Origin of the sequence: Shinella sp. SUS2 (assembly GCF_001262505.1) — a bacterium.
Lineage (GTDB): Bacteria > Pseudomonadota > Alphaproteobacteria > Rhizobiales > Rhizobiaceae > Shinella.
Genome location: NZ_KQ410776.1, coordinates 1 through 10,599, shown reverse-complemented (window position 1 = coordinate 10,599; position 10,599 = coordinate 1). Strand labels below are relative to the sequence as shown.

Here is a 10,599-nt window from a genome sequence, read left to right as displayed (position 1 = left end):
ATATGATCGCAAGCGATCGGTTCAAATTACTGCCGTCAATCTTGCAAGCCGGGGGCCGTCCACATATGCAAAATGAACAGCGTCGATCCGCTCGCCTGGCTCTGCCAAACCTTGACCCGCATCGCTCAGGGCAGGCCCGCGTCTGAAATCGAAGACCTCATGCCCTGGAACTTCAGGTCCGACGCCATCGGCTACAGGCTCACACTATGGCGAGATGATCCGTGCCCATGAACGCAGCGAAGAGGGCATCACAACGTTCAACGACCGGGGGATCGAAAGCCTGAAGGAGTTCCTCGCCGATATCCGCACCTGGCAAGGAGGTGTTTGGCAGTTCCTTGTCGATGAGCAATGCGGCCAGGGAAAAATCAAACGCATCATGGCATACGAGCCGAAATCATAAGTGCTGCGGCGCTCGCTAAAGGGATAGGGAAGCCCGGCGAGCCGCTCCGATGGACCAATCCTGTAGCAACCCAACCCGCATGAAGCAAGCACGCATCACCTTGCTCAAGCACCAGCAGAATCGTCCGGTCAGGACGGTGCCGCAGCCTAAACCGATCCCGCGGATGGGAGCGCCGGCCGGACCGGCGACCGCGAACACCAAGTTGGTTGGCTGAGCCTGTCCAACGCCATTATGAAGCGGTCACAAAGCGCCGACCTCGAAGAAAACCTTGAGCGTGCCCGACGACAGCACCGACACAGATTGACAAACGTGATTAGAGAACGTCCTGGGAAACGATCGATTCTAAACACCAGGCCGTCATCGGTGGACTTCTTAGGGAGAAGAAATGACGACGGCCTGGGACCGTTGCCGGCATGACATAGCCTGCACGGCCCGTGCTCTCTGTCAATCTGTTTTGGCTAAGGACAGAAACGCGGCGGATGAATTTAAGTGATTGCGATTGTTGTGGGAATAACCTGGAAGTTTTTCTATTCTCATGGTTCCATTTCTGTGTGGGTTCTACGTCGGTAACCGGGAATTTTCCTGAACGCCTCAGCGATATCTCCAAACCTTGCTATTCCTTTTCCCATCATCATTGCCTTGAGTTTGACGAAAGCCTCGGCCGTGGCGATAGCGTCGCCCAAGGCGGTATGACGCTTGCTCGTGGGCAGGGATATGCCCAGGCGACTGATCAAGGCGTCCAGCGTATGGCTTTCATGCCGCCCGAACATCATGGTGGAGAGGATGCCGGTATCGAGAACCGGATTGCAGAACTGAATGCCGAGGGCTCTTTCACGGCGCTGGAGAAACGCCATATCGAACGGTGAGTTGTGCGCGACGAGCACGCAACCCTCCGCGAATTTGTGAAATTGCTCTACGGCACGGAGAACATCCGGTGCGTCGGCAACCATGGCTTCCGTCACTCCGTGGATCGCCGTCGATGCACTGGAAATACGGCGCCCAGGATTGACGAGTGTGTCGAAAATCTCGTTGAGCATGAGCTTGCCATTCACGATCCGCACTGCGGCAATCTGAACCAGTTCGTCACCCCGCTCAGGAAAGAGACCCGTCGTTTCCGTATCGAAGACGACATAGTTGAGTTCGTCCAAACCCGCATCGGCGATGATTTCCCGGTTCTTGCGGGAAAGCAGGTCGAAGTCGTAAACGACCGCTCGCGGCGCGTTGGAGATGGGGGCGGGGGCGTGCCCGGTCTGAACTGGGCTGTTGATTGTGCCTGACAGTGTTGTCGGCCAACCTTCCGCCTCACACGCCTGGTACCGACGTTTGAGGTCCGCCCAGGCTCCATCGTTTCTGCCAGTCGGCTCCCCGAATGCTTCTGCCGGCCGCGGGGAATTGAACACATCCCGCAAGAGGAGATCTCGCCGGGCGAAGGCGGCAATTTCCTCCGTCACGTCGCGTAGCGTCATGACATACGCGCCCGCATCACCATCATTGTCTTCAGCGAGACGCATACGGCCCGCAAGCCGTCGCGAACCTTTCGCGCAGGTAAATTCGACGACTGTGTCGGGCGCGGCTTGTTCCATGAGACGCCGATGAACGTGGCGGACTTCATGGTCTGCAAGGTAGTCGAACAGGTTGCGATCGAGGCAGATCGGCATATGCGGTGTGCCGAGCATTTGCTGAGCGACACTGTTGTAGAAGGCGATGTGGTGACGACCGGTGCAAAGCAGAATGGCAGGCGGAACATCCGACAGCATCTGCTCCAGCTTCCCCTTGTCGGCAAGCAGCTGTGACGTTTCCCGGGCGACGGTTTCGGCAAGGTCGCTGCGCGCCTGCCTTAGTGTCGCAATGGCTTGCGAAACCGCCCCGGGCAACTCACCCAGATGTTTCGCACCGGTCACATCAATGCTGCCCCCGACGTCCGCGTACGCCCTTGCCTGCATGGCGGCAGCGACGGACTTCACCGGCCGCGCGAAGTATCTGTCGAACAGAACCCAGCTGCAAAGGAGCAGGGCCGCGAATCCAAATCCCATCGCGATGCCCGCCTGGGCGAAGGCATCGTAGACGTTGGATACGCTGGCGCGATGATAGCCGAACCAGATGCCCGTCACGAGGATCGCCAGACAGCCGATCGCCAGGGCAACAAAGAAAAACAGGACGCGTCCGCGAACACCCCAACGCAAAGGTCACTCCCCTGCCGGCGCGCAGGCTGCCTTCAGGCCCGCATCGCCAGGTGTCAGATCAATCCATCTTGCGTTCTTGATCTCGCCGTTCGTCCCGATGGAAATATTCCCTCCAGACAAGTCGGCACGTTTGTTGCCGACGCAATCGAAAACCACCTTCACGATCGAGTTCGGTTGCCAACGCGCCGACAGCAGAATGTCGACTATTCTCTGATCGGGAAAATCCGGGTGGCGCTGGACGGTGCGGGTATCGACAGCGGTGAAGCGCGTGATGACGGGCGCAAGGTACGACCATGGGCGCCAGGGGGCGCTTTCCTCATTGTGCCAGGCGGTGACCACGCCCTCTGGTTGGGCGGCAAGGGCACGGGAGTACCAACTGTATTCACTCCATATCGAATAGCCGAGGATGCCGGCACCTGCGGCGGCTGGCACAAGCCATTTCGGCAACAGCCCGCGCGTGAGGGCGCGCAGGGCCATCGCAATGCCTCCCAATGCGACGCCAGCGACGACTGCGGCGATCAACTCATACAACATGTGGACTTCCTCTATATGGACGCGCTTCCCCGCTGGGCCAGAGCAGATTGCATCGTTCGCACGACGACGAAGGCATCGCGCAAATGGGAGCGTTCAAAGTCACCGAATTCATACGGCGCCAGGTAGTTGTCGGGCTTTTGGCCAGTCTTGATCTGTGCAGCCTGGTTGCGCAACCGGAATTCGGCGATCAGGTCATAGGCGGCCACCAGGTCGCTCGCGCCGGCGCCGGAGATGACTCCCGCGTCTTCGGCGCAGAGCAACCGAGCGCGCGTATTGGCGGGTGAGAGCCGCCCGACCAAGGCATAGACCCTGCCGAGATCGACAACGGGAATCACGCCGTTGTGCTTCATGTCGATCTGGTTGCGGTGCTCGCCCGTGCGCAGGGTAGCAAAGCCGCGCAATAGACCGAGCGGTGGCACGTGTTTCAGGGAGTTGCCGATCATATGGGCGACAAAGATGGAGTTGCGGCTTGCCTGATTGAGCGTTTCGGCCTGGAGATCGCTAAACAGCGCCGCGTTTCCGGCAATCGGGCGCAGGTCGAACATGACGCTTGCAAGCATCTGTGCCATTGGATCGGGTGTATCGATCCAGCCTTGGAAATATGTCCGCCACACGCGCACTGGCTGGCACCAGCGAGGATTGGTCGCCATCATGTCGCCGGGGCAGTAGACATAGCCGCAGGCGTGCAGGCCGTCGCTGACAAAACGCGCAAGGGCGTCGAACCAGGGACGTTGGCTCTCGACGAAGCTGTCGTGAAGGAAGAGGCAATTGTCCTGATCACTTACGCCGGTCTGTTCCTGCCTGCCCTGACTGCCGCATGCGAGCCAGACATAGGGCACCGGCGACGGCCCCAGGGGTTCTTCCGCCAGCTGTATCAGCCGCCGCGTCACCGCGTCGGTAACATCAGTGATCAGCCGTGTGACGACCTCGTGCGGATGGTTGCTGCCGACAAGCTGTGCGAGCAAGCGGGGAATGTGGGCGGTTATCGCGGGCAGACTCCGGGCGGTTTCTGCTTCGACGATGTCCTGAATTATCTGCGTCGAAGAGACCGCCTGAAACCGTGTCAGGTTGGTCTGCGTCAACATGCCGACAAGCGTGTCGCCATGCACCACAGGCAGATGGCCTATATGCTTTTCGAACATAAGATTAAGGACGTCGGAGCCGAGCGCTTCTGCTGGCAGGCCGATCGGATCGCGGGTCATGACGGCGCAAACCGGTGTCGTATCGGGATCGATCCCTTCAGCCAGGACGCGGGTAGAAAGGTCACGGATGGTCAGGATGCCGACGAGGCGCCCGTCGTCGACAACGCCCAGGCTGGAAATCCGGCGATCCCGCATGAGACGGGCTGCTTGGCGGATATTGTCATGGGGAGCGCAGGTGATCGGCGGGCTCGACATAAGGTCGGCGACCTTTTGCATCGCCATGTCGCTCCGGCGTGGTTCGGCATGCCGGCCTCGGGCAAAGAAACGCCTGTAGACAGGCTGCTCCTCGAACAATCGCTTGAATTCGTCTGCCGGCAAAAGCAGGAGATGCGTATCGGAAAGGCTGCGGGCCGTCGTGGCGGCGAGTCCATCAGCCAGAAGACCACGTTCGCCGAAGGAATTGCGCGCAAGCAACTGGGAAATGATCGCTCCAGCGGCATCCGTCACCTCGACGGCGCCCTCCATGATCAGGAACACGCCGGGGAGCGGTTCGCCGTGGCTGTATACCGTTTCGCCGCTGCTGCGGGTCTGACAGATGAAACACTGTGCGACGCGGTCGAACTCAGCTCTTGGGAGGCCATCGTAGGGGTGAACGGATTCCAGGAATTTAGCAATGTCAGCCGATGTGGGAGCCATGGCAATCCTGATGGTAAGGCAATCTGGGTAAGGGAAGGCGGGCTTCGAGCCCGCCTTCCTCTGGCGTCTGGTTAGTGACCGGTCGCTGCAGCCGCGCCGCGCGGGACGCGGATGGACTCGACGAGATCCTGCACATGTTTCGGTGGTGCTGCCGTCATCGCCGAGATGACATAGGCGACGGCGAAGTTGAGCAGTGCGCCGATCGGGCCGAAGGCCGTCGGGGGAATGCCGAAGAAATAATTCTCCGGCACGTTCTCCAGCATGTTCGTCCCTGCGACAAAGAACCAGCCCAGATAGGTGAACAGGTAGACGCAGGTGACGATCAGGCCGACGAGCATGCCGGCGGTCGCCCCGGCAGAGTTGATGCGCTTCGAGAAGATGCCCATCATCAGAGCCGGGAAGATGGTGGCCGCGGCAAGGCCGAAGGCGAGCGCCACGGTCTGGGCGGCGAAGCCCGGGGGGTGGAGGCCAAGGAGCGTTGCGATCAGGATCGCACCGGCCATGGCGATACGTGCTGCCATCAACTCGTTCTTTTCCGAAATGTCAGGCTTCAGCCAATCCTTGATCAGGTCATGGCTGATCGCGGAGGAAATGGCCAGAAGCAGACCGGCGGCCGTTGATAGCGCGGCGGCGAGACCGCCGGCAGCGATGAGGCCGATCACCCAGCCCGGCAGCTGCGCGATTTCCGGATTGGCCAGAACGAGGATGTCGTTGTTGATCGTCAGCTCGTTGCCACTCCAGCCCCGCTCGGCAGCCTTGGCGGCAAAGCTTTCGGACTTGTCGTTGTAGTACTGGATACGACCGTCGCCGTTCTTGTCCTCGAACTTCAACAGGCCGGTGACTTCCCAGTTCTTCATCCAGTCCGGGCGCTCGTCGTAGAGAACCGCCTGCTGCTGCGTGCCGGCGGGGAAGATCGTGTTGATGATGTTGAGGCGTGCCATCGCACCTACGGCCGGGGCCGTCAGGTAGAGAAGCGCGATGAAAACGAGGGCCCAGCCGGCGGACCACCGGGCATCAGCGACCTTTGGAACGGTAAAGAAGCGGATGATCACGTGCGGCAGGCCGGCGGTGCCGATCATCAGCGAGAGCGTGAACAAGGTCATGTTGAGCATGGAACCTTGCCCGGTGTAGGCACCGAAGCCGAGATCGGTCACAACCTGGTCGAGCTTCTGCAGCAGCGGTAGGGATGATTCCGTGTGGGTGCCGAACAGGCCGAACCACGGAACGGGATTGCCGGTCAGCTGGAGCGAGATGAAGACTGCCGGAATGGTGTACGCGATGATCAACACGACATACTGAGCGACCTGGGTATAGGTGATACCCTTCATGCCGCCGAGCACGGCATACACGAAAACGACCGCTGCTGCGATCCACAGGCCGGTGGAGGCCTCCACTTCGAGGAAGCGCGAAAACGCGACGCCGGCGCCGGTCATCTGGCCGATAACATAGGTTACAGAGATGACGATGAGGCAGACGACGGCCACGAGGCGGGCGGACTGGCTGTAGAAGCGGTCGCCGATGAACTGCGGCACTGTGAACTTGCCGAACTTGCGAAGATAGGGAGCAAGCAGGAGCGCGAGCAGGACATAGCCACCGGTCCATCCCATCAGATAGGTGGAATTGACGTAGCCGCCACTGGCTATGATACCAGCCATCGATATGAACGAGGCGGCGGACATCCAGTCCGCAGCGGTGGCCATGCCGTTCATGACCGGGTGGACGCCGCGATTGGCCGCGTAGAATTCTGCTGTCGAGCCCGCGCGGCTCCAGATAGCGATGCCGATATAGAGTACGAAAGACGCCCCCACGATCAGCAGGTTAAGGGTGTACTGATCCATCTGCCTTCCTCACTCCTCGTCGACGCCGTGTTCACGGTCGATCTTGTTCATGTAAATGGCGTAGTAGAAGATCAGCGCGATGAAGATCACGATTGATCCCTGTTGCGCGAACCAGAAACCAAGATCGCTTCCGCCTACCGCAATAGAAGACAGCGCGGGACGTAGCAGGATGCCGAAGCCGTAGGACACGGCAGCCCAGATAGCCAAACAAATGAAAATGACGCGAATATTTGCTGACCAATATGCGTTGGACGAAGAATTTTCCGCCACGATTGTTCCTCCCTTTTCAACATTGCGCCCCCTCGGGAGACGCTCTCTTCTTGCTCCTCCGTCTCCATCTTCCCGTGACAGAGTAGGCAATCGTTAAGGAATACCCTCTCCAGAAGGGGCGGGATATTCGTCATTAGTCGATAGTAGCGGCTTAGGATCGCGCGTGGAGACCTGATTTTGGCTGCCTGCCCGTCATGCGCTTTCCTTTCCTTCTCTATGGTCGACATGATGAAACGCCTTTTCCACGGGTGCAGTTAGCCCGGCGCACTCTTGCTCGCTCGCGGTTGCCGGACCGCCATCGCGACGAGTATCCCTTCACCCGGATTCTTGTCGACAACGCAGCCGACAACGCGCGGATTGCCGGTATCTATCCGGGCGATGTTTCGTGCAGCGGGCACCCCTGAGCAGAGCGAATCTTGAAACGGAGCGCAGGATTGGTGGGCTAGGTGCCGTGTAAGCTCGCCTTTCGCGATGCCACGACCTCAAGATCGCGTCGCCGTCCGTTTTCGTCGATGCATCGGCCTTTAGAAGCTCCAACGCCGAGGTCGTGAGGTTCGCGTCGACTTCGAGGGTTTCCGCGGGCACTACACCTTCCATGACGAATTGGTCGGCTGCCATGCGCACATCATTCTCGGTTCGGGCTTCCTTATGGAGGAGGTTTGGTGGGCTGAAGCGACCCCGTACACAAGAAACCTCTTCGGCGAAACCCTGCGCGATCCCTGCAATATGCGCCGCCATGAAGGCGGGAGCGGTGGCGCGATTCTGCGCGAAACTAAGACAAGTGACAAACATGGGCGATCCTGGGTCGATTCGATTCGGAATTGTCATTCGGACACGCCAGCCAGTGCTCGATGCCGACAACCCCTCGGCGAGTGGACGCTTCGTCGCGAAAGGCAGCCGCCATGACGGCCTATGACAAAAGATGCAACGCCTGTGTGCGCGGGCGCTGCTGCTGAGCGCCCGCGATTGCATTTCCAGCCAGTGCTTGAAACGGCCAAGGGTCTCCGCCGCGCGGTGTCACGCGGCATGACCCAGTTTTTCAAGTTCGTAACGAAGCGTGCCGATAAGGCCGCCGAAGTTCGTGATCTTCTCCCGATTGGGAATCAGCAGGTGGGTAAAGGAGAGGATGCACGGGATGCACGCACACGCAGCCGCGCAGCGTGAGGATCACCGGACTCCCTCCGACGATGTCCTCTTTGACGCTGCCGCCTTCGACAAGACTTTGCAGACGCGCGATTTCGTGTTTCACCGACGCCCATGTTTCGTGGCTTGGACGGCAAGGCCGACGTCGCCATGCACCGTGACTAGCACGACAGGAATGCCTATGTGCTTGCGAACTATGGAACTGAGCAGCGTTATGTCATCCATACTCGGCATGCGTGTGTCGGTGACGATCTTGACACGATCTGCTCGTTTGGCCCGAAAAACATAAAGCGAGCCGTTGAACGGATCGCTGCTGGCATCCCGCACCAGCGACAGCAAACTGTCCGGCCCTTTGCGGAAGTCGATGGGGTGACTGGCGAGGAAGACCTTTACACCTGCGGGGATCATGCCGAGCGAACTGCCCGGATGACACGCTGCAGATGAGCGTCGTCCACATCAGCGGGAGCGCGCACGACGACATCGCCAATCAGAACTTTGATTATCGCACCGGCGGCAGATGGCGTGACTGCCTTATGACCGCTCGGCGCTACGTTATTCTTGCGAGAGCCCAGGGCGGCGTGACGCCAGCCAAACAGTTGTGACGGATGGATATCAAGCCGACGGGCGATCGCTGAGACGCTCGAGCCAGGCTCGAGTGCCTCTGCAACTGCACGCGCTTTAAAACCGTCCGACCAGCACCGGCGAAGCTGTCGAGGTGCGCCCACAAATCGGTTCGCAACAGCCTCGATCATACGGAAAGTTCTAGTTCCAGAGCTAGGCGCAGACATAGAAGCTCACAGCAGATCATCGTGTCCGCTACTGATACTCGACCGCTAAGCTGCTTCGCCAGATGGGGTCTGCTTGTCGCTTATGTGCAAAGTTTTGAGATGCTTGATGGCGCGTTGTATGGGTTTGATGAGGGAGCATGCGTCCATGACGCGTTCGCCCTCCGGTTTCACGGGCGAGAGGCGGGCCAGCAGGCCACCTCCGTCCCAAGTAAAGCGCGGCGATGGCCCATCAAACCTTCGTGAGGGCAAGCCGTTACCCGTTGGCAGGATCGGTTGGCGTGGGGCAAGGTCAGTGCCTTCGTAGGTACGTTCCAAGGCAAGCCGCGCGGGGGGGCTTGTTGCCGAACGGCGTCAGCGGCCGGCACATCCAGTTGGGATTGCCCGAGTGGAATCGGTTCTTGATTCAATGCTTCCGTTTAGAGGCTGCTTTAGGCGAGCGAATAGGCCTGATGAATGAGGAGCGGGCGGTGATCGGGCCGCTGTTGCCTTCAGAGCGAGGACGCGGCAGAGCGGCTGGCAATTTCGTCTTTGACGAGTGCGACAAATTTCTTGACGACTTGGGAGGCTTCGTCGGGTTGCCAGCTCAGTCCGACCTCGATCGTAGGGGCAGCCTCCTGCAGCCTTAAGTAGGAGACGCCAGCCGGTGAAAGGCTACGCATGCAACTCGGCACGAACGCCAATCCCATTCCCTCGGCTACCAGATTGATCATCGTCTGCATCTGCATGGCGTGCTGGCTAATCACGGGGTGCGCACCATAATTAGCATAGAAGCGGGTGACGAGATCATGAAGAACGGGTGCTCCTGCTCGGGGAAACAGAACGAGCGGTTTTTCTTTGAAGTCTTCGAATGAGATTGTGCCGCTCTGGTGCTCGGCATTGCGGCTCTTTATCCACCGGGATGGCATCGCTACGACAAGTTCTTCGGAGGTGATCGGCATATAGCTGAGGGGCGCCGGCATAGCCCGGTTCGATGGCGGAATCATCAAGCCGATATCGATGTCTCCTGCAAGCAAGCTGTCAATTTGTACGTTGCTGGTTGCCTCACTCAGCAAAATCTCCACTTCCGGGAACGATTGTTTGAATCGACTGACCAGCCTCGGAAGGAAGCTGTAGCCAACGAAACTGACGAACGCGATGCGCAGTGTGCCGACTTCACCTCGAGACAGGCGACGGGCCAACTCCGGAAGCGTTGCCGCCTCATCCACAACGCGCCTCGCATGGGGTAGCCAATGCTTTCCAATCGGCGTTAATCGCACCGTTCGCTTGGTGCGGAAGAACAACTGCACACCGAGGTCAGCCTCCAGCGCCTGAATACTCTGGCTAAGTGGGGGCTGCGTCATGTGTAGGCGCTCGGCGGCCTTGCCGAAATGAAGTTCCTCGGCCACGGCGACGAAATGGCGAAGCTGGCGCAAATCCATGGCGACCTCATTGATATGAGATTCGACTATATATCATATGATAAATAGATTTTCAGAATTATTCGGCGCTCGCTTATGCTGTCCTCTTATCAGCTAACTAGGGGAGGGCATCTAGGTGTTTAGTCCCGGTATTTGATGGTGCACTATTCAGCCAGGAATGGAGGGATGCGCTATGGGACAGATTCTA

At 59.2% G+C, this 10,599-nt stretch carries 9 protein-coding genes and 1 pseudogene; 2 read left to right on the top strand and 8 right to left on the bottom strand.

The genetic code is table 11. The features are described from left to right. Positions 1-66: 66 nt before the first annotated feature. Together AKG11_RS34115 and AKG11_RS32175 are read left to right on the top strand one after the other, a co-directional pair. A pseudogene (locus tag AKG11_RS34115) lies at positions 67-231 on the top strand (transposase domain-containing protein); the annotation flags it as partial. Continuing rightward, the gene (locus AKG11_RS32175) at positions 215-400 is read left to right on the top strand and encodes a hypothetical protein (RefSeq protein ID WP_024271631.1); all 186 of its coding nucleotides are present in this window, start codon (positions 215-217) and stop codon (positions 398-400) included. The pseudogene AKG11_RS34115 and the gene AKG11_RS32175, both read left to right, overlap by 17 nt. Positions 401-933: 533 nt before the next feature. On the opposite strand, the gene AKG11_RS32170 is transcribed toward AKG11_RS32175, so the two are convergent. The 8 genes from AKG11_RS32170 to AKG11_RS32140 form a co-directional block, all read right to left on the bottom strand. Continuing rightward, entirely contained in the window at positions 934-2,583 is a 1,650-nt protein-coding gene (locus tag AKG11_RS32170) for a 3'-5' exonuclease (protein ID WP_050746945.1), read from the bottom strand. Between the two features lie 3 nt (positions 2,584-2,586). Continuing rightward, entirely contained in the window at positions 2,587-3,117 is a 531-nt protein-coding gene (locus AKG11_RS32165; protein ID WP_023516421.1) for a hypothetical protein, read from the bottom strand. Positions 3,118-3,128: 11 nt separating this feature from the next. Then, positions 3,129-4,955, bottom strand: a complete 1,827-nt coding sequence (locus AKG11_RS32160; protein ID WP_050746944.1) for a DUF294 nucleotidyltransferase-like domain-containing protein — start codon at positions 4,953-4,955, stop codon at positions 3,129-3,131. A gap of 71 nt (positions 4,956-5,026) precedes the next feature. Further along, positions 5,027-6,793, bottom strand: a complete 1,767-nt coding sequence (locus tag AKG11_RS32155) for a sodium:solute symporter family protein (protein ID WP_024271628.1) — start codon at positions 6,791-6,793, stop codon at positions 5,027-5,029. A gap of 9 nt (positions 6,794-6,802) precedes the next feature. After that, positions 6,803-7,063 (bottom strand): DUF4212 domain-containing protein, encoded by a 261-nt coding sequence (locus AKG11_RS32150; RefSeq protein ID WP_024271627.1) that lies wholly within the window; start codon positions 7,061-7,063, stop codon positions 6,803-6,805. 1,245 nt (positions 7,064-8,308) lie between these two features. Beyond that, a complete protein-coding gene (gene tnpB, locus AKG11_RS34105) occupies positions 8,309-8,614 on the bottom strand; it encodes an IS66 family insertion sequence element accessory protein TnpB (protein ID WP_082342921.1) in 306 nt (101 codons plus the stop codon). Further along, positions 8,611-8,958: a transposase gene (locus tag AKG11_RS34100; protein ID WP_130521635.1), complete on the bottom strand. Its 348-nt coding sequence runs from the start codon at positions 8,956-8,958 to the stop codon at positions 8,611-8,613. Before AKG11_RS34100 ends, tnpB begins: the two co-directional genes overlap by 4 nt. Before the next feature lie 524 nt (positions 8,959-9,482). After that, positions 9,483-10,412, bottom strand: coding sequence for a LysR substrate-binding domain-containing protein (locus AKG11_RS32140; protein ID WP_050746943.1), 930 nt, complete (start codon positions 10,410-10,412; stop codon positions 9,483-9,485). Between the last annotated feature and the right edge of the window lie 187 nt (positions 10,413-10,599).